Origin of the sequence: Lacibacter sp. (assembly GCF_035299325.1) — a bacterium.
GTDB lineage: Bacteria > Bacteroidota > Bacteroidia > Chitinophagales > Chitinophagaceae > Lacibacter.
The window spans coordinates 86,384-108,374 of the sequence record NZ_DATGWT010000040.1 but is presented as its reverse complement, the minus strand read 5'-3'; the positions used below and the strand labels follow the sequence as shown (position 1 = coordinate 108,374).

General features: G+C 41.5%; 17 protein-coding genes. 8 read left to right on the top strand and 9 right to left on the bottom strand.

From position 1 onward, the window contains the following. Positions 1 to 78 precede the first annotated feature (78 nt). The 8 genes from VK159_RS21090 to katG form a co-directional block, all read right to left on the bottom strand. On the bottom strand, positions 79 to 687 hold the full coding sequence (locus VK159_RS21090; RefSeq protein ID WP_324232156.1) for a HEPN domain-containing protein: 609 nt from the start codon (positions 685 to 687) through the stop codon (positions 79 to 81). A 372-nt stretch (positions 688 to 1,059) separates the two neighbouring features. Continuing rightward, positions 1,060 to 2,433 (bottom strand): T9SS type A sorting domain-containing protein, encoded by a 1,374-nt coding sequence (locus VK159_RS21085; RefSeq protein ID WP_324232155.1) that lies wholly within the window; start codon positions 2,431 to 2,433, stop codon positions 1,060 to 1,062. A gap of 25 nt (positions 2,434 to 2,458) precedes the next feature. Further along, positions 2,459 to 3,388, bottom strand: coding sequence for a hypothetical protein (locus tag VK159_RS21080; RefSeq protein ID WP_324232154.1), 930 nt, complete (start codon positions 3,386 to 3,388; stop codon positions 2,459 to 2,461). A 19-nt stretch (positions 3,389 to 3,407) separates the two neighbouring features. After that, positions 3,408 to 4,457, bottom strand: coding sequence for a hypothetical protein (locus VK159_RS21075; RefSeq protein ID WP_324232153.1), 1,050 nt, complete (start codon positions 4,455 to 4,457; stop codon positions 3,408 to 3,410). A gap of 51 nt (positions 4,458 to 4,508) precedes the next feature. Beyond that, positions 4,509 to 5,066: a hypothetical protein gene (locus tag VK159_RS21070; protein ID WP_324232152.1), complete on the bottom strand. Its 558-nt coding sequence runs from the start codon at positions 5,064 to 5,066 to the stop codon at positions 4,509 to 4,511. Positions 5,067 to 5,249: 183 nt separating this feature from the next. Beyond that, positions 5,250 to 5,885 (bottom strand): response regulator transcription factor, encoded by a 636-nt coding sequence (locus tag VK159_RS21065; protein ID WP_324232151.1) that lies wholly within the window; start codon positions 5,883 to 5,885, stop codon positions 5,250 to 5,252. A 68-nt stretch (positions 5,886 to 5,953) separates the two neighbouring features. After that, the gene (locus VK159_RS21060; protein ID WP_324232150.1) at positions 5,954 to 7,822 is read right to left on the bottom strand and encodes a sensor histidine kinase; all 1,869 of its coding nucleotides are present in this window, start codon (positions 7,820 to 7,822) and stop codon (positions 5,954 to 5,956) included. Between the two features lie 278 nt (positions 7,823 to 8,100). Then, positions 8,101 to 10,338, bottom strand: a complete 2,238-nt coding sequence (gene katG, locus VK159_RS21055) for a catalase/peroxidase HPI (protein WP_324232149.1) — start codon at positions 10,336 to 10,338, stop codon at positions 8,101 to 8,103. Positions 10,339 to 10,484: 146 nt separating this feature from the next. Here katG and VK159_RS21050 point away from each other — a divergent pair, with 146 nt between their 5' ends. The 8 genes from VK159_RS21050 to VK159_RS21015 all read left to right on the top strand — a co-directional run bounded on the left by VK159_RS21050 (position 10,485) and on the right by VK159_RS21015 (position 20,310). After that, complete coding sequence (locus tag VK159_RS21050) at positions 10,485 to 11,420, top strand: hydrogen peroxide-inducible genes activator (protein ID WP_324232148.1); 936 nt, start codon at positions 10,485 to 10,487, stop codon at positions 11,418 to 11,420. Between the two features lie 153 nt (positions 11,421 to 11,573). Next, positions 11,574 to 12,305: a hypothetical protein gene (locus tag VK159_RS21045; RefSeq protein ID WP_324232147.1), complete on the top strand. Its 732-nt coding sequence runs from the start codon at positions 11,574 to 11,576 to the stop codon at positions 12,303 to 12,305. Between the two features lie 31 nt (positions 12,306 to 12,336). Continuing rightward, positions 12,337 to 13,344: a peptidyl-alpha-hydroxyglycine alpha-amidating lyase family protein gene (locus VK159_RS21040; protein ID WP_324232146.1), complete on the top strand. Its 1,008-nt coding sequence runs from the start codon at positions 12,337 to 12,339 to the stop codon at positions 13,342 to 13,344. An 81-nt stretch (positions 13,345 to 13,425) separates the two neighbouring features. Then, entirely contained in the window at positions 13,426 to 13,830 is a 405-nt protein-coding gene (locus VK159_RS21035) for a GNAT family N-acetyltransferase (RefSeq protein WP_324232145.1), read from the top strand. Between the two features lie 190 nt (positions 13,831 to 14,020). Continuing rightward, positions 14,021 to 17,875 (top strand): caspase family protein, encoded by a 3,855-nt coding sequence (locus VK159_RS21030; RefSeq protein ID WP_324232144.1) that lies wholly within the window; start codon positions 14,021 to 14,023, stop codon positions 17,873 to 17,875. Positions 17,876 to 17,935: 60 nt separating this feature from the next. Beyond that, on the top strand, positions 17,936 to 18,481 hold the full coding sequence (locus tag VK159_RS21025) for a MepB family protein (protein ID WP_324232143.1): 546 nt from the start codon (positions 17,936 to 17,938) through the stop codon (positions 18,479 to 18,481). Between the two features lie 52 nt (positions 18,482 to 18,533). Further along, complete coding sequence (locus tag VK159_RS21020; protein ID WP_324232142.1) at positions 18,534 to 19,292, top strand: alpha/beta fold hydrolase; 759 nt, start codon at positions 18,534 to 18,536, stop codon at positions 19,290 to 19,292. A 55-nt stretch (positions 19,293 to 19,347) separates the two neighbouring features. Beyond that, a complete protein-coding gene (locus VK159_RS21015) occupies positions 19,348 to 20,310 on the top strand; it encodes an NAD(P)-dependent alcohol dehydrogenase (protein WP_324232141.1) in 963 nt (320 codons plus the stop codon). Positions 20,311 to 20,411: 101 nt separating this feature from the next. Here VK159_RS21015 and VK159_RS21010 read toward each other — a convergent pair whose 3' ends face one another. Then, positions 20,412 to 21,932, bottom strand: coding sequence for an alanine/glycine:cation symporter family protein (locus VK159_RS21010; protein ID WP_324232140.1), 1,521 nt, complete (start codon positions 21,930 to 21,932; stop codon positions 20,412 to 20,414). Between the last annotated feature and the right edge of the window lie 59 nt (positions 21,933 to 21,991).

Here is a 21,991-nt window from a genome sequence, read left to right as displayed (position 1 = left end):
GAGCGGGAGATGCACAAAGGTTGCTGACAAATTACAAAGACATACATTGATGAAGTGGATACCAAATAGTTTTGTTGATCAGACCGGCAGGCTTAACCTGTGTTTTACTGCCGGCATTGCTGACTGGTGCAGCTGTTGTACTTTTTGCAATAATAATTCAAGGTTGGTGAGTGCAGGTGAAAAATCATCCTCATATCGTGCAGCGATATATGCATCGTCAAGAATTTTCAACAGCCGTTTCTCTTCTTCTGTATAGCTTGGGAAAGCCTCTTCAACCGTAGCGGTGAAGCGGCGGCAGGTTTTCTTTAATGCTGCAATTGAATGTGTTCTTTTATCACGACCTGTGAGTGAAATGAGGATTGCCCGGCAACAGAGTTCGGCTGCCTGTTGCAGGAATATTTCGGCTTTGCTAAAACTATTCTGAAACTGTTGCCATGCATGCTGTCTTATTTCTTTTTGTTTTTCTTCCGGCGTTATTGGCCATTCTTTTTCTTCGCTCCAATACAGTAGATTTTCTTCTGTGCATACAAGATTGTAAAACACATGACCTTCTTTTACAGCTGTATTGAAATGACTTGCCTGGTGCACTGAAAATGATAACTGTGTACCCAATGAACAGCCTGCTACAATAAGGGTTTCGTATTCTGTGAATGGTTTATTCTGCATGCTATCGGGTAAAACAATCATTACTATTAGGTAAGCAATGTGGTTTGCCTGAGCTTGACTTTTTGTTCTGATATTTACAAATTCTGAGTTGGAAACTCTGGATAGCTCTCAACATCATGTCTATACAGAGCAAATTTTTACCAGTATGATATGGTTGAAGACTAAGGATAACCGGGAGGTACATTAACCGATTATTACAAAGGTTGGTTAAGTAAAGTATTACTTCAACTACTACACGGCAGAGAATACCAGGCAAAATGAAAATGGTGATCAGCAAACACAGCTAAGACGTGCTTCTTTTTTCTCAGGCGGTTTTTTGCAATCAACTAAATAAAAGGCTCCACCTTTCAGTGAAGCCTTTTGTATAAATCATCAACAAACAAAACCCTTTGATTATTCTTTTACAAACCGTCCATTATATTTCCATTCCCCCGCTTCAATTCGTAATTGATACATACCTGCAGAAAGTTGAGGCAAGGTGATCCATTGTGAAGTGTACCCCGTTTTTGTTTTCATGAATAAACGACCCTGACTGTCGAATAATGTTATATGCATTTCCTGCAGATTAAGACCACCAGTGTGTATATAAATCGATTGACCGGCCAATCTGGTGGGGTAGAGGTTTTGTATAAACAATTGCTGCAGTTCAGGTTTCAGTTGAATGATCTTTGAGTAGGTAAATTGTCCATCGTTATCTACCTGTTTTAAACGGTAGCTGATGGTTCCCCGGCTTGCCGATGCTGCATCGGTATAACTATAAGCAGCCACAGATGAAGAAGTGCCACCTGCATGCTTAGACTTAACGCTGCCAATTTTTGTAAAGTTATTTTCATCACTATATTTCCGTTCTATCTCAAAGCGGTTGTTGTTGAATTCTGATTGTGTTGTCCAGGAGAGTGACGCTTTTTCATTCTTCCATATGCCCCACAAAGCAAGTTCATGCACTGGAAGCGAGGTAAGATCGCTTGAGAGCGTCCAGCTGGAGAAACTATTGATGTTTTGTTTTTCTACATAGTTTGCACTTGTGTTTCGGTTAGTGAAACCCTGCACCGTCCAGTTAATATTATCTTCTGTCTTCCACAAATTCAAATCGGCTTCGCTTTGATTATTTAATTCAGCATCTAAATAATTAACCCGCAATGTTGCATTAAGTGAAGAATTATTGGTTGGCAGAATATCATAATACCGAAGAATGGATTGTTTGCCGTTGCCGAGGTTTTGCATTGCATGACCCCGACGTATGGTTGTAAGCCCCATGTTTTGTGCACTTGTAATGGCTGCGCCAAGATTTCCGGGGTTTATTGCCTGCGGATTATTGAGCTGCATGCTTACCTGCACATATCCACCGGTTGCACCAATGATGCGACTGTTTGCAGATTCGTTTTGCAATGCTGCATTGCCAAACAATGTAATGTTATGATTATTGAGATTAAGTAATCCTGTGTTGAACCAGATACCTGAACGGATTTGTAATTCCTGCTCAAGTAACAATGAACTGTTGATGGCTTTTGCAATTTCCAGTTCATCGATGCCTGTTATGCTGTTGCCAGCAATTCTGTTGTTGCCGGTGCCACTAAAGATGATTCTTCCATCGCCGCTTGCTGCATTTAATTCACCATCGTTAATGAGATCCATATCCCTGATGTTCACTGCAACACCGGAAGAAAGCTTTAGCGTTGTGCCGGGTTGAATTTTTATACCTGTATTCTGAGCAAGTGATTGCAAAGTTATAAGTAGGCAGACGCCGATTGCATTTATCTTGGTCATCCTCATATTTTTTTCCATGATTGAATTAGTAAATAAGAAAATTGAAAAGCTGGTCGATATTGTTGCCGGTTGCCTGCGATCTAGTATACACATCTGCGAAACCGTTTTGAGCAAAAGCAGCAATATTCACATTACTGGCAAAAGGAGTTAGCATAATTAAGCTGTTTGCAGTTATACCATTACAAAAAATTCGATACTGACCTTCGGCGATTCTTGATACTGACACGTTGGCCGTACCCCTGCGAATACCTCCAGCATCAATACTGTTAGTCAAACCCCAGCAGAGTGGTGTTAACGGAACATCGCCTGTTACAGTTGATGTTACTCTTCCTCCTGAGAGATTCACATTTCCATCCGGACTAACAGTAACCCGTTCTGTGCCATTAAGTCTGATAATTACATTGCCGGTACTATTCCCCACATTTGTTCCAAGTCTTAAATTATCGCCGGAAATTTGCAAATACCCTGTATTTACACTTGCATCCTGAAATTGAAGAATTCCACCGGCCTTATTCATCACAACATCCCCATTTACAACATTGATATCCGCATTTGACACCCGCAAATCGCCATTGTTCACATGAAGTTTTGCTAAGGGAGCCGCAGTACCAATTCCTACACTATCCGTTCCATTGTACACCCATTTCCTAGTTGCTGATTTTGCCCAATAACTATTATCAATCAAAAAACGCCATATACCATCCTGGTATTGAAAGAGCCGCTGTGCATCTGTATCAAATACCAACAACCCTTCAGCTGGATTGCTGATTGAAATGCGTTGCGCCTGCGTCATTCGTGGTAACAAAAATCCCTTGTTTGTACTTTGAACATCCAGCATGGCACTGCTGTGAGGGCTATTACCATTGGTGTTAATAGCTACACCAGTTTGTTGTGCATAAACCGAATTAAGAAAACAAACTGCTGCAATTAATAAAATGGTAGTATATGTTTTCATTGTCACTGTTTTTTGTATTTTAATAAGCAATAAACCGGAACCTTGTATCAATGTCTGTATTGTCGCTAATCTTTTTGGTTAACACATCGTAATAAAAGGGTGCACTGTAGTATACGGTTGCATCAACACCGCTCACAAGAGGATCAACAAGGATGACACGGTTAGCATCGGTAAAGCTTAAGCTGTAAATCCTGTAATGCCCCGTACTAACTCTTGTAACAGAAACATTGTCGGTTGCTCTTGCGGTACCGCCGGTTGTACCGGAACTGGTAATGCCATAGCATACGGGAGTTAACGATTCACTACCGGTAACATCTGCTGTAAGTTTTCCTGTCATATTAATGCTGCCGTTAACATCCAGCTTGGTGGTGGGTGCACTAACACCTACTCCCATGTTGCCCGAAGGAGTTATAAACACTTTATCAGAAGAGCCTGCCCTGATAATGAAACTTCCTGTAGAAAGTCGTGTGCCAATTTTCATATTATCATCCTCCGTCATCATGAAGCCTTTGTAGATCCAGTTCGAACCATCATATTCATTTAACTGAATAATCGGGTTGCGAAAACTTTCAATGATTATTCCTTTGTCATTTCCCAGTGTTCTTACGTGCAGTGGTGCCTGCGGCGCTGTTAATCCAATTCCCGCTTCACCCACCACTTTAAATGTGCCCACTACCCGGGCATCGCCCTGTACATGTAATGGATCAACAGGCCCCACAGTACCTATTCCCACACTGTCGTGATTGTTAAACACATGATTACGGGTTGTTGAGTGACTCCACAGCGTATTATCTGATAAATACCGCCATATTCCTTCTCTGCGGATATACATTCGCAGTTCAGTAAGATCGAATACCAATAAACCTTCGGCAGGTGTTGCAATTGCTTGCCGTTGTAACGTAGTCATGGACGGCACCAACAATCCTTTGCTGGTGCTTTGTATATCGAGCATGGCACTACCATGCGGGGCATTGCCGTTGGTATTGATAGCTACTCCGGGTTGTTGTGCATGTACAATGTTAACAGAAAGAACAAGAATTATCCAGGAGGAAAAAAAATACTTACACATAGCTTATATTTTGTGAAATAAATAATTTGATTGCTTAACGATCACAATTGATCAAGGCATAAAAAACCACAACTGTTGCTTTTTTTGAAACCTGATTGCACTATGACTTGGATCGGGTGGAGAAACATTTGCTGCACGGGAGATCAGAAAGTAACCTCTTTTAAATTTTGATTCGAGATAAAAGTTTTGTCCGTTGTTGTGGCTGCGTAGGAAAACGCTTTTTTCAGTAGGCGCATCATCAAAGTCAATACTGTATTCATCATTAACCGGGTAGGGTGTGTCTTCAAAACTTAAATACTTTCCCATATGATTTTTCAAGTACCAGTTATTGTCGCCTGTTGTTTCCAGTGTCCAGATATCACGTGGCCTGACAACAAAACTGCCGATTGCTGTATGAGAATAATCCCTGATACTGTAGGAAGTACCGCTTGAGTTTGAACCTACACAAATTGTATCAGGGTTTGGATAGGCTTGCTCATTAGACTTTATACCAATTGTGCAAAGAAAACCGCTTGCACGCAGGTCGGTGGGCTGTTCATTTGCATTTTCTTTTTTGCATGCCAATAATATAATGATGGCCAGCAACGATAACAGGAGTTTTTGTTTCATGGTTGAATGATTTGCTTCGTTTTGTGATTACAGCTTCAAAACTATCTATTCAACAATCGCAGGTCAATAGCGAAAATGGGTGAGGGGTTGATGCAATGAAATACAGAGCGCAGCAAGAACTGCTTCGTGGAAGAAGTTAAAAAAAGAATTCCGGCAATTTTTTTGATGAAAGAAATGCAGCGGTTACACGATTCTGTCCCGTATAGCTTTTGATACGGCTTCGGTGCCGGAGTTGACATGAAGCTTCGCATAAATGTTGCGGATGTGCGACTTTACAGTATCGTTTGCAATGTTCGATTCTGCTGCAATCATTTTATAACTCTTTCCGTTTACCAGCATTTGCAGAATTTCTTTTTCACGTGCTGTTAGTTGGTAATCGGTTGCGGATGCAGGTTGCAGATTAACACGAAATAATTCCAGCATGCGTCTGGCAATACCCGGCGTCATGGGCGAGCCACCGCTTTCCACTTCCCGTAATGCATCAATGTAACCGGAAGGCGAAGTGGTTTTTAAAATATAACCGGAAGCACCTGCACATATCGCATTGAAAATATAACTATCATCAAAGAAAGCTGTTTGTATAAGTACATGCATGACAGGGAAATGCTGCCTGATGAGTTTTGTTGCTTCAATACCATTCAAGCCCGGCATCTCAATATCCATCAGCACAGTATCGCAAGGGTTTTCCTCTAACAATTCAAGCATATCATTGCAGTTGGCGTACGCACCGGTGCATGTAAATCCATCTGCCGATTCCAGCAAGACCTGTAATGTATTACGCAAATGATTGTTGTCTTCGAAAATTGCTATCCGGGTCATGCAGTCTTTTTTACAAATTTGGTTGAATGCTTTACAAATTCAAATAGCGAAAACGGGGGAGAAGAATATTATACCAGCAAAACACACAACACCGTGGTTCCTTTCTCCGATGAAATAATCTCTGTAGTACCGCCCAATTCCTTTGCCCTGTTTTGCATATTGATGAGGCCATTGCCTTTTTTGCCGGAGGCCACATCAAATCCTTTACCATCATCGGCGATCTTTAACTCAACCATGTTTTGTTTTTTACTGATGGTTACATGAATATGTTCAGGCGACGCATACTTTAATGCATTGTTGACGGCTTCCTTAAAAATAAGATACAATGCTTTTTTCTGTTCGGTATTCAGTTTTAGTGTTTGTAATACATCGCCATCAAAATGATTGCTGATGTTTTTACTGCTGCACATTTCGTATAAAAAACGTTGCATGCGTTCCTGCAAGTCTTTTCCATCTTCCGTGTTTTGCTTGATCATCCAAACAATGTCGCCCATTTTATCCATTGTTTCTTTGGAGTAACTGGTTACTTTATGCAACATCTCTTTTTGTGAAGCAGCAGGAGTTCCAGTGGCACCAGCCATTTCACTCAGCATATAGATACTGCTGAGTGAGCTGCCAACTTCGTCGTGCAGATCAGCAGCAATACTATTACGTAATTCCATTTCTTTCATACGTTGGCGAAGTCTGTTTCTGTTAATCAGCATTACAATGCCAATAATGGCCAATGCTGCTAATGACAACAAACTGTAAAATAAAATACGCTCACGAAACTGTTGCAATTCCTTGTCTTTACTCAACAACGCAATCTGATTGTTTTTTTCTTCTACTTTAAATGATGTTTGCATGGCAGCAATATCCTCATCGTATTTTTGGGTAGACAGGGTATCGCTCAGTTCTTTACTTTTCAAAAGATATTTATACGCTTCGCTGTGATTGCCGGTAAGCGAATAAGCTTCTGCCAGAATTTCGGCCACCGTTTGTTGCTCTTCCAGCAACTCATTTTCCTTAAGTGTTGTGTAAGCCTTTGAACCGGCTTCTATCGATTGTGCATACTTTTTTTGTTTCAGGTATATTTCTGCAAAAAGAGAATACGCAATGCCTATCTGTTTTTCATTTTCCTGCTCCAACGCATATTCCATTGCACGTTGCACATTTTCCAGGGCCTTGGTATATTGCTCCTGCTTGAGATAATTGGAACCGATATTTCCATAATACATCGCAAGATTTATTCGATCGCCCGCTTCATTGGCAAGTGCAATAGCTTGTTTATAATTCTCAATACCTGCTGCATAATCATTTGCCCGTGTTAAAATATTCCCGATGTTACCGAGCGTGATGGCGTACATTTTTTTATTGCCAAGTTCTTTATACAACAGCCCTGCTTTTTCATTATACTCTCTGCCTTCTTTGTATTTCGACTGATAAAAATAAATAGCGCCGATGGTTTGCAAAATGCGGGCACGACGATCGTTATTATTCGCCAACTCCGCATAACGCCAGGCTGAATCGCAATTGATCAATGATTGTTTGAAGTTGCGCATCTGCATATAGTAGTCAGCCTTGTTGAGATAGGCCAGCGCAAGTCTTGTTGGATCACCCACAATTTTCGATGAAACGATAGCAGAGTCGATGTACAGCATTGCGGAATCCAGCTCACCTTTATAACCAAACGCTGCAGCCGTATTAAGATAGCAACCTGCCACACCTTTCTCCCACTTTAATTTTTTTCCCAGCTTCAATCCATTTTTGCCATATTCAATCGCTTCAATGGGGTTACTGTTGCCAACAATACCGGCCAGCATACGATACAGTATAACCTTGTTGGTATCTTCTTTAGCAGTTTTCAATTCGTTGCGTAATGAATCTACATTAGGTGATTGTGATTTGGCTGAAACTAAAATCAAGGAGGTGAACAGGACACAAACAATTTTCTTCATCCTGTAATTTAAAAAGCTTACGTGAAAAACAAAAATCAGCTGGCAGAGTTGATGACAACTTTTTACAAAAAAATAAGTAACATTTTCTGTCGGCTTCAGGCATGCTGTGTCCATCCTTTGGATTCAGATTGTAGAAAATATTAACCCGGTGGCCATAACATGTTACCCCAGTCGAACAATAGGCTATTCCATTTCTTGGTCGGGCAAACAACAAGTACATAAAAAGCCAGCCTGTTACCAGGCCGGCTTTACACATTGATTCTTATGCTTATTTACGATTACGCTAAATCAAAACGGTCGAGGTTCATTACTTTGTTCCAGGCGGCTACAAAGTCTTTTACAAATTTCTCTTGACCATCGGCACAGCCATATACTTCAGCGATGGCACGCAACTCTGAGTTGGAACCAAAGATGAGATCGGCACGGGTGGCGGTCCATTTTAAATCGCCTGTTGCACGATCGGTTCCAAAGAAACCTTGTTGTACCGAATCGGCTGCTTTCCATGTGGTGCCAAAGTCGAGCAGGTTCACAAAGAAATCGTTGGTGAGTGCGCCGGGGTTATTGGTAAACACACCATGTTTTGAACCATCGAAGTTGGTATTGAGTACACGCATACCACCCACCAATACTGTCATTTCAGGAGCTGTAAGATTGAGCAGTTGTGCTTTATCAACCAGCATTTCTTCGGATGATGTAATGGCACGTCTGCTGAGGTAATTGCGGAAACCATCAGCCGCCGGTTCTAATACTGCAAATGAATCAATATCGGTTTGTTCCTGTGTGGCATCATTGCGTCCTGCTGTGAATGGTACAATAACTGTAATACCTGCATTTCTAGCAGCCTGTTCAATACCTGCACAGCCACCCAATACAATCAGATCAGCCATGGAAACTTTCTTCGTTCCATTTGCACTGTTGAATTCTTTTTGAATTGCTTCCAATGCATCCAGTACTTTGCTCAACTGCGGAGGATTGTTTACTGCCCAATATTTCTGCGGCGCCAAACGGATACGTGCACCATTGGCACCACCACGTTTATCGGAACCACGGAACGTAGAAGCAGAAGCCCATGCAGTTGATACCAATTCGCTCACGGTTAAACCGCTTGCAAGAATTGTTGCTTTTAAAGCTGCCACATCCTGATCGTTGATCAATTCAAAATCAACTGCAGGAATCGGATCTTGCCAGATCAAAACTTCAGCAGGAACTTCCGGACCGAGGTAACGGGCACGTGGTCCCATATCACGATGTGTGAGTTTAAACCAAGCACGTGCAAACGCATCAGCAAACTCATCGGGGTTTTCAAAAAAGCGACGGGAAATTTTTTCGTATGCAGGATCAACACGCAAAGCAATATCAGTCGTGAGCATAAACGGCGCATGACGTTTTGAGGCATCATGTGCATCGGGCACAAGGCCTTCACCTGCATTGCCTTTTGGTTTCCACTGATGTGTACCAGCCGGGCTCTTGGTTAATTCCCATTCGTAGCCAAACAGGTTTTCAAAATAGTTGTTGCTCCATTTGGTAGGAGTGGTTGTCCATGCACCTTCCAGTCCGCTGGTAATGGTATCTGCACCTGCACCTGTACCATATGTATTTTTCCAACCCAAGCCTTGCTCTTCAATGCTTGCAGCTGCGGGTTCACGAGCGATATATTTTGATGGATCGGCTGCACCGTGTGTTTTTCCGAAAGTATGTCCGCCGGCAATGAGCGCTACTGTTTCTTCATCATTCATCGCCATACGGCCAAAGGTTTCACGGATATCACGGGCAGATGCCAATGGATCAGGATTTCCGTTTGGTCCTTCCGGGTTTACATAAATAAGTCCCATTTGTACCGCACCTAATGGATCTTCCAGTTCACGATCACCGCTGTAGCGTTTGTCGCCCAGCCACTCGGTTTCAGAACCCCAGTAAATATCTTCTGCGGGTTCCCACACATCTGCACGTCCGCCAGCAAAACCAAAGGTTTTAAAATCCATTGTTTCGAGTGCCACGTTACCGGCAAGGATCATCAGATCGGCCCATGAAAGTTGCTTACCATATTTCTGTTTAATGGGCCAGAGGAGTAAACGGGCTTTATCAAGATTTGCGTTGTCAGGCCAGCTGTTCAAGGGTGCAAAACGTTGTGTGCCTGCACCACCGCCACCACGACCATCCCAAATGCGGTATGTACCTGCACTATGCCATGCCATACGAATCATAAACGGACCGTAGTGTCCATAATCGGCAGGCCACCAATCCTGTGATGTGGTCATGAGTTCAGCAAGGTCTTTTTTTACTGCTGCCAAATCGAGTTTCTTAAATTCTTCTGCGTAATTGAATTGCTCACCCATTGGGTTTGAAAGGGTGGAGTGTTGACGGAGGATGTTCAACTTCAGTTGATTGGGCCACCAGTCACGGTTGCCTGTACCGCCGCCTGCGCTGCGTTTCAGCAAGCCGCTGGTGAACGGGCACTTAGCGCCTTCGCTGTTCATGTCGTGCATCGTTGTGTTCTCCGGATTGTGATTACTCATTTTGTAAATGGTTTATAGTTTTTAGTAAATACAGTAACAATAACTAACAAGAGGTGGTGAATGGGATTGTTTTACGAGCTGCAATGTTAACACAGGTGTTTTAATAAAGCAAATTGATTATTTTTATAAAGATATAAACAATCTCTATGACCTTAACTCAGCTCGAATACATTGTAGCGCTCGATACGCACCGGCATTTTGTACTGGCTTCTGAAAAGTGTTTTGTTACGCAACCAACACTCAGTATGCAAATTCAAAAGCTGGAAGAGGAGTTGGGTGTAAAGATTTTTGACCGCACCAAACAACCCGTGATCCCTACTGAAATTGGTGCCAGCATTATTGCACAGGCACGTGTGGTGCTGCGAGATGCGGGGTTGATACGGCAGTTGATCTCCGAACAGAAAGACAGTATGAGTGGTGAGATACGCATTGGCATTATTCCAACCATTGCGCCATACCTGTTGCCGCCGCTCTTCAAGAACATCCGTGAAAAATATCCGCAGGTAAACCTGGTGGTACGTGAAATTATTACAGAAGAAATTGTACAGGAACTAAAAAATAACCGGCTTGATTGTGGAATTGTAGTTACGCCGTTAAAAGATTCATCCATAAAAGAAGATGTGTTGTTTTATGAAGAACTGTTTGTGTACGTTTCAAAAAACAATGCCCTGTATGATAAGAAGTACGTGCTGCCGAATGAAATAGATCCCAATCAACTCTGGTTGCTGGAAGAAGGACATTGTTTCCGTTCACAGATCTTAAATCTGTGTGAGCTGCAAAAATTCTCTGCTATCAACTTTCGATACGAAACCGGCAATATTGAAACATTAAAACGGATGGTTGATAAAAGTGATGGCATTACCATTTTACCCGAGCTGGCGGTGATGGAATTTACCAAACCGCAAATGAAATTTGTAAAACAGTTGAAAGAGCCGAGGCCGGCAAGGGAAGTAAGCCTGGTGATCCACCGTGATCATTTGAAAACAAAATTGATCCAGACATTGAAAGAAGAAATCCTTGCCATTGTTCCCAAGCCGATGCAAAAACTAAACAGAAAAAAAGTAGTGGACATCAGTTATTGATGATTGGATGGTGGAAATGCGTTTGAATGAATTGGTTGCTGCTTCTAGCGAAAAATAGCTATTGCCTGAACCGGCCGAACGGTTTATCTTTCTCTCTTAGTCCGGATCTGCCCGCCTACGTTTTACTTTTTTCAAACCAAAACTCATTCTGCCATGCAGCGTTACAAAAGTTTATACAAGTGGATGTTCGTACCCATGTTCTTTATGCAAGTTGGAATTTTCAGGGATTATTGGGGCGACTTTACTGACAATGCATGGTCGGTGCATATTCATTACTGGACAGGGACTGTGTGGTATTTGTATCTGATTCTCCAACCGTATTGGGCAACACATGGTAAATTAAATCTGCATCGCACCAATGGAATCATTGGAATGTTTTTGGCAGGTGCTGTTTGCTTAACGGCATTGAGTATGATGCATCGTGATATTGCGACAACGGAAACGATTATGAAAAATCCTGAACGGTTTGGTCCGTTTGAACCCTGGTTCTTTTTTGGTGTGGCAGCTGTTGAAATAGTAATGATGACGGCTTTTGGTTTTGCCATTATTAAAAGTATTATCCATCGTAAGCAAATAGAGCATCATGCATGGTGGCTTGTTTCCACGGTGTTTTTGATCATGATGCCTGCGCTGGGCAGGGGCGTACAAAATGTTTACATTGCAATCAACAGGAAGGATTGGCCAAACATTGATATTATGATACCCATTTATATTGCACAGGGGCTCATCATTGCCATGTTGCTGATTGCTGCATGGAAATACGGCAAACTGAAACACCCGGCTACTTATCTTGCATTGGGTGTAAACCTGTTCATTTTTCTAACAGAACCACTTGGAAGATCAGAAGCCGTTCAAACGTTTTTGAAAACAATGATCAAAGGGTGATGTTTCAATCATCGTAAATTAATAACACAACATGTATACAATAAAGATCTGCTTCTTCCTTGCATCCGTTTTTCTGTTTGCATGCGCCGATGATTCTAACAAGAACAATACTGATCAACCAATCAACTATGCATTGGTTGAAGCATGGCCGCAATTACCTGCCGGTTATTCGTTTGGTCAGCCAACCGGTATTGGCATTGACAGTAAGCAGCACCTCTTTGTTTTTCACCGGGCAGGAAGAAAATGGACCGATCCTTTTCCTGAAGAATTTATTGATAAGAATACGATATTGGAGCTTGATGCAGAAACGGGAACTATCATCAATGAATGGGGTGCCAATTTGTTTATTATGCCGCATGGTTTAACGGTTGATAAACAAGATAATATTTGGGTAACGGACGTGGGACTACATCAAGTATTAAAGTTCAGTCACGATGGAAAACTGTTGATGACGTTGGGTGTTGCAAAAACTCCGGGCAATGATTCCTTGCATTTTAATTTACCGACTGACGTTGCAGTGGCCGATGATGGTTCGTTTTATGTGAGTGATGGATATGGTAACAGCCGAGTCGTGAAGTTTTCAGCTTCCGGCAACTATTTATTAGAATGGGGAACAAAAGGAAGTAAAGAAGCTGAATTTAACATACCGCATGGCATCACGATTGATAAAAGTGAACATGTTTATGTAGCCGACAGGCAAAATAACCGCATACAGGTGTTTGATAAGAACGGAGCGTTTCTGCGTGTGTTAAAGAACAAAGATTCCGTACCGCAATTACCAGCTGTAACAATCGACAGTGCACAACATCTTTACGCTATTGATTTTGATTATACCATTACTACTGATATTGGTAACAAGGGTTCGAAAATATTTCGGTACGACAGCGCAGGAACTATTGTTTTTCAATTTGGCAGTACCGGCGAAAACAAGCGGACTGTTTCCTGGTATCATGATATTGCAGTAGATCAGCAAGGAAATATTTATGTAGGTGATATACATGGAACCAGGCTGTTGAAGTTTCGGAATAAAGGATACTGATCGAACAAACACAGTTCGTCTTTGCGATGGGGATCAATAATTTTCTTTACTTCGTGCTACATTTATCATCAAGCAAACACCATGGAAATTACATACAGTTTCGATCGCAAACCTACTGCTGATCAACTCATCGAACTCTACAACAATGCAGGTTTGCCCCGGCCAACAAATGACAAAGAGCGAATGCAAAAAATGATCGACAACTCAAATCTTATTGTTACAGCATGGGACAACGATTTGTTGGTAGGTATTTCACGTTGCATCACCGATTGGGTTTGGAGTTGTTACCTTGCTGATCTTGCTGTTAAACATGAATACAAGAAAGAAGGGATCGGTAAAACGCTCATCAACTTAACAAAAGAAAAAGTAGGAGAGCAGTCGATGGTTTTATTATTATCAGTACCATCAGCCATGGAATATTATCCGAAAGTTGGATTTGTAAAACAGGAAAGCAGTTTTATTATGAACAGAGCCGATTGGCAGTAACTGTATTGAACACTGGCTTTGCCTGTTGATTCTTTCAGCGTGCAGGCCATACCGTAGTAGTCATATATAAGCTTGCCTGTAAACTAAAAGAATAACAAAAAGTTTAGTTACCTTCCTGATGTAGTGATTTCTGCTGCAACCCGGAGCAACTTGCTGCAACTTTTATTTCAATAACTGGGTTTGAAGCATCATGTTTCGTAATACGTTTATACTAACTGTTCTTCTTTGCGTTTGTTTACTTCAAGGGCTTGCACAAGTATCTCCGAAAACCTATGCACTGGTTATTGGTATTTCCGGGTATGAGAATAAAGATCTGAAACCGTTGGCCTATGCCGATAAAGACGCAGGCCTTTTTGCTGCCTACCTGCAATCGAAAGCCGGTGGTGCTGTACCTGACTCACAAATACGGGTATTGCTGAATGAGAAAGCAACCATTGCTGCTGTTTACAATGCAATGGATTGGTTAAAACAACAAGCTTCAGAAAATGATGTTGTGTACGTTTACTTTTCCGGTCATGGTGATGTGGAAACAAAAAGTTCAAAAGTGAATGGTTACCTGCTGGCTTATAACACACCGGCGCATAATTATCCCAACAATGCCATCAGTATTGAACAGTTGAACAATGATGCAAATTTTCTTACACTTCAAAAGAAAGCAAAAGTTGTATTGATCACCGATGCCTGTCATTCAGGTAAGCTGGCAGGTGATTTTTTCAAAGGCAAGCAATTGGCAGCTGCTCAACTGCAACAGGTATTAAACAACCAGGTAAGGCTTGCAGCTTGTGCTGTAGATGAACTGGCTGCAGAAGCTGATCATTGGGGTGGTGGTCGTGGCGTGTTTTCGTATTACCTGTTAATGGGTATGTATGGTTTTGCAGACGGATTAAAAGACGGAACTATACAGCTGCACGAGCTTCGACGTTTTATCGATTCGTCATTTGCAGCAGATCAGTTTCTGAAACAGCAGAATCATAAGCAACATCCTGTAACGGATGGCACCCCCAATACAAATATGGCTGTTGTACATCCTGAAACATTTGCTGTATATAATGCTTCACTTCCTCCTAAAACCATAGCCCCGTTGGTGCAACCCATGGATTATTTTTTTGCAGCTGTAGATGAACTTCCGCTTGAAAGCATCCTGCATTTAAAACAGTACAAAAAATTAAACGGTAATGAGCTGGCATTACAGATCGTGAATGATTGTATAGCACACCTTGATTCTACTACTACCAGCTCCTTCACAAAAATTGATAATAATCAGAAAGTGTATGATCCTGCAGCCTATGAACAGGAAATACATGAGGTAAACCGGGTTGATAGTTTTAAACTTTTCAGAACACAGCTTGAACAAAAAAAGATCCGCATCAATCGTTTTAATGATCAGTTTGCAGCGGTTGTGCATAACCGTGCACAGGAAATGGTGAATGCTTATCTCGATGGCGAAGAATCTGAACTGGAGAAACGGCAATACTATTACAGCGGCGAACGGCAATACAGCAATTTTCTTGAAATGCTGAACATCGCCATACAGCTGATCTCAACTGAACATCATTTGTATAATATTTTACAGATCAATTATCACTATCTGTCTGGTGTGATTGCACGTTTGCAGATGGCTACTTCCAAAAAAACGGATAGCCTGTTAAAAGCATCATTTGCTTTTCAACGGAAAACAATGGAATTGGAACCTTATGCAGCCTATGTACATAACGAAATGGCGAACCTGTTTCTACACAAGCGAAACGTTGATTCTGCATTGTATCACTTTAACCTGGCCATTGTGCTTGCACCAACTTGGGCCATTCCCTGGAGCAACCAGGTGCGCATGAACCTGATGCTGAAAAATCCGAAGAAAGCAAAACTGGCTTTGCACATGGCCGATTCGCTTCAACCAAATCTTGCTTATGTGTTGATCAATGCAGGATTGGTTGCCGAGCAGGAGCAAAACTGGCTGGCAGCTGAATCGTATTATCTGCATGCCATCAAACAAAACAATGTGCACTATCTGCCTTTCGAACGATTGGGTCATCTGAATTTGAAGAAGGGTAACTATCAACTCTCCAATGAATATTTTTATAAAGCTTCCACACGCAAAAATGATTTTGCCATTAACGATGCTTATTTCGCATTTGGAATAGAATTGGGTGGAAATTTATTTGATAAAAGTGAAGCATTTTTAGACGCTTGTGTTTTGACGGCAATTACTGAGCAGAATAAAGACAATCCTTATGTGCAGCTGCTTGCTTTATTGCCTTCCATCAGTTCGAAGACATTAGCTTCAGACTCGGCAATACTAACACTGTCAAAAATTGCCGATCAAAATCCGCAGATATTATTAGCACATCATTACCTGGCGAAGCAATTGTTTAAGATGGGCCGTTATGCCGAAGCTGAACAACAACTCAATACTGCAATAAAAAACTATCGAATCGAAAATGAATTCAAACAGCAACTAAAAACTGCACTGTACAAACACGGCGAAGCATCTGTTGACAGTTGTATTTACAATGCATTGCGGTTCTTTGATTACAACCAGACAGAAGATCATTACATGCTGGCTGCTATTTACGAGAAGCAAAAAAAATATCAAGAAGCAGTTAAGCAATATCAGGTGATCAGTCTGCTCGAAAACAAACAGCAAAACGAACAGGCTGTTTATAAAGATTACGAATATTACAATACTTTTTTTCGTAGTGAAGAAGGGAGGCACGATCCCCCACAAGCTTTTAATGCATTGATGCAACTGTATGAAGTTGCGGTACCGATGGGCGGCTCCATTAAAGCAGCAAGGTTGTATGAAGAAATGGGTGAATATGAACTCGCTGAAAAAACCTTGCTGGCGCAGGTAATGCAAAACCGTGCAGCCGGTGATATGCGACGTCAGCATATGAACGATCGAAAACCAGGTGCTTACCAAATGGTGGCTGATGTCAATTGGTATTGGCTGGTCATTAACAGGAATCTTGAAAGCGAAACGTATAATTTTTACAAACGAATGATGAAAGCCTTTCCCCGTAATTATTACTGGAAAGAAAAAGCAGGTTTGTTTTTATACAACAGGTTACAATTGACTTATCAACAAATGCCTGTTGAAGAATATGAATTGTTTACAATTGATATGCAGAAATATGCATACCCTTTCATGGGTGGGTTAGAAGGACCAAACAGAGAACCGGTTTCAATTGTATTGCCGGGTAGTGAAGAAGAAGTAGTGATCGCCATGCCTGTTTATAACCCTGTGCAGGAATCGCTGAGCTATCTTAATGAATCCATTCAGCTCAATGGCGATGTTGAACCAGCAGAAGAATTGAAACATACGCTTGCAACTGTGAACAGCTGGCTTGGCAATTACGATGAGGCGGCTGAATGGTATCAAAACATATTGAACCGGCACCCAACTGATTCTTTGCTCAGAAACAAATTACTTGAGATGCTGACCATGAATAAACGTCTGCCTGCTATACAGCAGCAGTTAGATACATTATACCGTCAGCGTAAAATAAATAATGAACAAATTCTGCTGCTTGCTGAATACAACCTGCTTTCGAAGAATGCAGCGAAGAACAATCTCTTATTACAATCATTCAGACCCTCGGATCGTGATGAGAAAATAAGTCTGTTGAAACTGAACATCATTGCGGCCATGCAAAAGAATAATTATACGGAAGTGCTAAGCCTGGTCAGGAAGATAAATTCGCTGTACAATATTTCAGATACTTCAAGGATCGATGAAATGGACGACTACATGCGAATGGCTGCGCAGTTTACCTATTATACTTCAGCCCGCACATATGCATTGCTGAAACAAAACGCAAAAGCTTTGTATTATGTTGAAAAGGCATTACAAAGTGGATTGTTGTATAAGAATCTGTTCGATAACGATCCTTCATGGCAAGGCGTAAGAAATAATCCGTCATGGAAAAAAATGATGAAAGTTTATGCAGCTGCAATGGAAGAGTTCATCACAAATGCACTTACCGCTCCGGCCGGATACAAAAATCCACTGAGTTACAGAATTCCCAACGAAGCAAATTATGATTGAGATATTTTATTGTATCATCTGTGTCTTATCTTCGTAAATCATTTATCTGCAAAATCTGCCTTGATAACAATAAAGACTGTACACAACGATTTCTACATCTCAAAACGATTGCTGTATGATCAATGTGGTTTTGAATTTACTGAACCAATAGCAGAGGGTGAAAGCAGTGAATACGGTGCCTGTCATTTCAAACTGAACGGGCACGAAATTAAATTCAGAGTTTCTAAAATCACGCCAACAAAGACCGGACAGTTTGTAACGATCTGGAAAAGAGATGAACAAGGCGTAACCCGGCCATTTAGTGAAGCAGATGAATTGGATTTCTTCATCATCTCCTCAAGAAGCAACGAAAACTTTGGTGTGTTTATATTTCCGAAAGCCTTGCTTCTTGAAAAAGGAATCATCACCGGAAAGGGAAAAGAAGGAAAGCGTGGCATCAGGGTTTATCCACCATGGGACAAACCAACAAGTAAACAGGCAGAAAAAACACAGGACTGGCAAACCATGTATTTTTTTCCTATTCATCAAAATAAATCTGCAGATGTTGCGGCGGTAAAGAAATTATTAAGCGGCTCAACTCAGCAAAAGGAATCAAACATCACTTAATTTTATAACTGCCTGCATGTGCAGTTCCAATCACATTCAAAAACAACAGATCATGAAACAAAACTTGCGTGCACTAAGCCTGTTCCTGTTAACCGGTACACTGCAGTTCACTTTTGCTCAATCATCAGCAAAGCCTGTATATGTAATTGTACATGGTGCATGGGGCGGCAGTTGGGCATTTAAAAAAGCTGATTCGTTAATGACAGCAAAAAGTGCTGTTGTTTATCGTCCGTCGTTAACAGGACAAGGGGAACGGGTGCATCTTGCATCACTTGAAGTGGGCTTGACTACACATATCAATGATGTGGTGAACATGATCTTGTATGAAGATCTGCATAATGTAATTCTAATAGGGCATAGTTATGGCGGAATGGTGATAACAGGTGTAGCCGATCGTGTGCCCGAACGCATCCGCAAATTAATTTATCTTGATGCGTTTGTACCTGAGCATGGTGAGAGTGTGGTAAGTATGCAAGGTGCCCGTGCCGATTGGGTGATGAAGATGGCCAGCAATGGTTACCTGATACCGGCATGGGTAAAACCGGAACAAGCACCACCGAAAGATGTGCCGCATCCGTTAAAAACATTCACCGATACAATATCACTTACCAATACAAAACGGCTAAGCCTGCCCGTTACTTATATTCTTACTGTTGCAAAGGGTGTTGATGCTTCAACCGATGATTTTGCATTGCAGGCAGAACGTGCAAAAAAGAAAGGCTGGCCTGTTGTGCAAATGGAAGCAGATCATAACCCGCAATGGTCGGCAGTGGAAGCATTGGTGGAGTTATTATTAAAAGTGAGTAAGTGATGATATAATTAGCACACACAAGGTTGTTCTGTTAAATACAAAACCTTACCAAACAATGAAAGCAGCTGTCAACAAAATCTACGGTCCGCCCGAAGTAGTACAGGTAATGGAAGTTGAAAAACCTGTACAGAAGGACAATGAAGTACTCATTAAAGTGTATGCCACCACAGTAAACAGAACCGATTGTGGTTTCCGCAGTGCAGAATATTTTATCTCCCGTTTTTTCAGCGGCTTGTTCAAACCCAAATTCAAAACACTGGGTAATGAGTTTGCAGGTGTTGTTGAAGCTGTTGGTAAAAACGTACGCTCATTTTCAGCAGGCGACAAAGTGTTTGGGTATAACGATGTGACATTTGGCGCACATGCACAATACATCTGTATTGCAGAAGATGGAGCATTTACAACCATGCCGCAGCAAAGTAGTTTTGAAGAAGCTGCTGCGATTACAGAAGGTGGGCATTATGCCCTGAGCGACATACGTGCAGCAAAAGTGCAGGCCGGACAGAATATATTGGTGAATGGTGCAACAGGTGCTATTGGTTCTGCTGCTGTGCAGTTGATCAAACATTTTGGTGCAAGAGTTACGGCCGTATGCAATACAAAAAATGTTGAACTGGTAAGATCGTTAGGTGCTGATGTAGTGATCGATTATACACAAGAAGACTTTACAAAACTCACTGATCGGTTTCATTTTGTGTTTGATGCAGTAGGCAAAAGTTCTTTTGCAAAATGCAAACAGCTGCTGCATGAAAAAGGAATTTATATTTCTACCGAATTAGGAAAGAACAGTGCCAATGTTTTTCTTGCACTCACTACTCCGTTAACAGGTGGTAAAAGAGTATTGTTCCCATTGCCAACTATCAGCAAAGCCGATGTTATCTTTTTAAAAGAATTGGTTGAAGCAGGTAAATTCAAACCGGTCATCGACAGGCATTACAAACTCGATGATATTGTGGAAGCGTACAGGTATGTTGAAACCGGGCAAAAAACCGGGAATGTGATTATCACGGTTGCTTAAGGTTTGGCAACCCTGCCTTCGTAATCTCATAACTATAAAAGAAATTGCTTCGCCTGCTAACATAGTTTGCATCAGCGAAGCAATCTGTATCAATACATCAACTAAGGCTTCTGTTCTTTAAATTCATTCTCCCAAAAATCAGCATCTTTAATTCCTAAAGGAACAGGATCAAACACAGGATCTTTTCCTTCAGCTTTTTGTTTTTCGTAATCTTTGAATGCAACTAAGGCAGGTTTTTGCAGAATAATAATGGCAATGATGTTGAGCCAGGCCATAAGACCCACACCCATATCGCCGAGTCCCCATGCAACTTTTGCTGTACGTACACAGCCAAAGAATACTGCCAGAAGTATCGCAATTTTCAACAGGAACATCAACGCAGGCCCACCCCGTTTTCGGGTAAGGTAGGCCACGTTTGTTTCTGCAATGTAGTAATAAGCCATGAGTGTTGTAAACGCAAAGAAGAATAAGGCAATGGCAACAAAGTAGCTGCCTGCGCCAACATAATTTTCATCAAAAGTTTCTTTTCCACTGAAGGTTTTATCAATAGCTGCCTGGGTGTACGTGGCACTTCCATCAGGATGTTTTACACCATCCTGTGTATAATACACGTTATTATTAACGATCAATTGATCATCCGGTCCTTTAACATTGTACATGCCCGTAACAAGGATCATAAATGCTGTGGCTGAGCAAACAAACAATGTATCAATGTAAACGGAGAATGCCTGCACCAAACCTTGCTTGGCCGGATGTGAAACTTCAGCAGCAGCGGCAGGGTGTGGTCCTGTGCCTTGTCCGGCTTCGTTACTGTATACACCACGTTTTACACCAATGGTGATCATGGCACCAATGATGCCGCCAAAAGTTGCTTTGGCACCAAATGCACTGGTAATGATCAGAGAAAATATTTCCGGAATTCTTTCATAGTTGATGCCTAATACAATCAGTGCAACAAGAATATAACCAATGGCCATGAACGGAACAACGTATTGTGCAACATTTGCAATGGCTTTTATACCGCCGAAAATAATTAGTCCTAACAGCACGGCCAGCAAAATACCAGTGTACATATGATCAATAGCAAATGCACTTTTTACTGCTCCGGCAATACCATTCGATTGTACACCGGGCAACAATAATCCTGTGGCAACAATGGTAACAATAGCAAATACAATGGCATAAGGCTTTGCTATTTTTTTATTCTGAAATCCTTTTTCGATATAATAAGCAGGGCCGCCACGGTATTCACCTTTTACTTTTATTTTATAGATTTGACCGAGGGCAGATTCAATAAAGGCAGAACCTGATCCAAGAAAAGCTACCAGCCACATCCAGAATACAGCACCGGGTCCACCAATAAAAATTGCAGTGGCCACACCTGCAATGTTGCCGGTACCAACACGCCCCGACAGGGAAACCGATAATGCCTGGAAGGATGAGATACCTGCTTTTGATTTATCATTTTCAACAAGCAGTTTGATCATGTCTTTTATTAACCGCAGCTGGAAGAAGCGCATCCGGAACGAAAAATAAATACCAATGGCAAGTAATATAAAGATGAGTGCATTACTCCAGATAATAGAATTAGCAAAGTCAATAAACTTTTCGAAGGTTTCCATTCACAATTTGGTTTAAGCTACAATATAATGCAAACAGGCGAAGTAAATTCATTCAGATA

Bases quoted from the DNA above. Each gene is read 5' to 3' on its own strand.
- VK159_RS21090 (WP_324232156.1), bottom strand. From the start codon at position 687: ATGATTGTTTTACCCGATAGCATGCAGAATAAACCATTCACAGAATAC.
- VK159_RS21015 (WP_324232141.1), top strand. From the start codon at position 19,348: ATGAAAGCAGCTGTCAACAAAATCTACGGTCCGCCCGAAGTAGTACAG.
- VK159_RS21065 (WP_324232151.1), bottom strand. From the start codon at position 5,885: ATGACCCGGATAGCAATTTTCGAAGACAACAATCATTTGCGTAATACA.
- VK159_RS21070 (WP_324232152.1), bottom strand. From the start codon at position 5,066: ATGAAACAAAAACTCCTGTTATCGTTGCTGGCCATCATTATATTATTG.
- VK159_RS21075 (WP_324232153.1), bottom strand. From the start codon at position 4,457: ATGTGTAAGTATTTTTTTTCCTCCTGGATAATTCTTGTTCTTTCTGTT.
- katG (WP_324232149.1), bottom strand. From the start codon at position 10,338: ATGAGTAATCACAATCCGGAGAACACAACGATGCACGACATGAACAGC.
- VK159_RS21035 (WP_324232145.1), top strand. From the start codon at position 13,426: ATGGAAATTACATACAGTTTCGATCGCAAACCTACTGCTGATCAACTC.
- VK159_RS21080 (WP_324232154.1), bottom strand. From the start codon at position 3,388: ATGAAAACATATACTACCATTTTATTAATTGCAGCAGTTTGTTTTCTT.
- VK159_RS21040 (WP_324232146.1), top strand. From the start codon at position 12,337: ATGTATACAATAAAGATCTGCTTCTTCCTTGCATCCGTTTTTCTGTTT.
- VK159_RS21050 (WP_324232148.1), top strand. From the start codon at position 10,485: ATGACCTTAACTCAGCTCGAATACATTGTAGCGCTCGATACGCACCGG.
- VK159_RS21010 (WP_324232140.1), bottom strand. From the start codon at position 21,932: ATGGAAACCTTCGAAAAGTTTATTGACTTTGCTAATTCTATTATCTGG.
- VK159_RS21030 (WP_324232144.1), top strand. From the start codon at position 14,021: ATGTTTCGTAATACGTTTATACTAACTGTTCTTCTTTGCGTTTGTTTA.
- VK159_RS21060 (WP_324232150.1), bottom strand. From the start codon at position 7,822: ATGAAGAAAATTGTTTGTGTCCTGTTCACCTCCTTGATTTTAGTTTCA.
- VK159_RS21020 (WP_324232142.1), top strand. From the start codon at position 18,534: ATGAAACAAAACTTGCGTGCACTAAGCCTGTTCCTGTTAACCGGTACA.
- VK159_RS21085 (WP_324232155.1), bottom strand. From the start codon at position 2,433: ATGACCAAGATAAATGCAATCGGCGTCTGCCTACTTATAACTTTGCAA.
- VK159_RS21045 (WP_324232147.1), top strand. From the start codon at position 11,574: ATGCAGCGTTACAAAAGTTTATACAAGTGGATGTTCGTACCCATGTTC.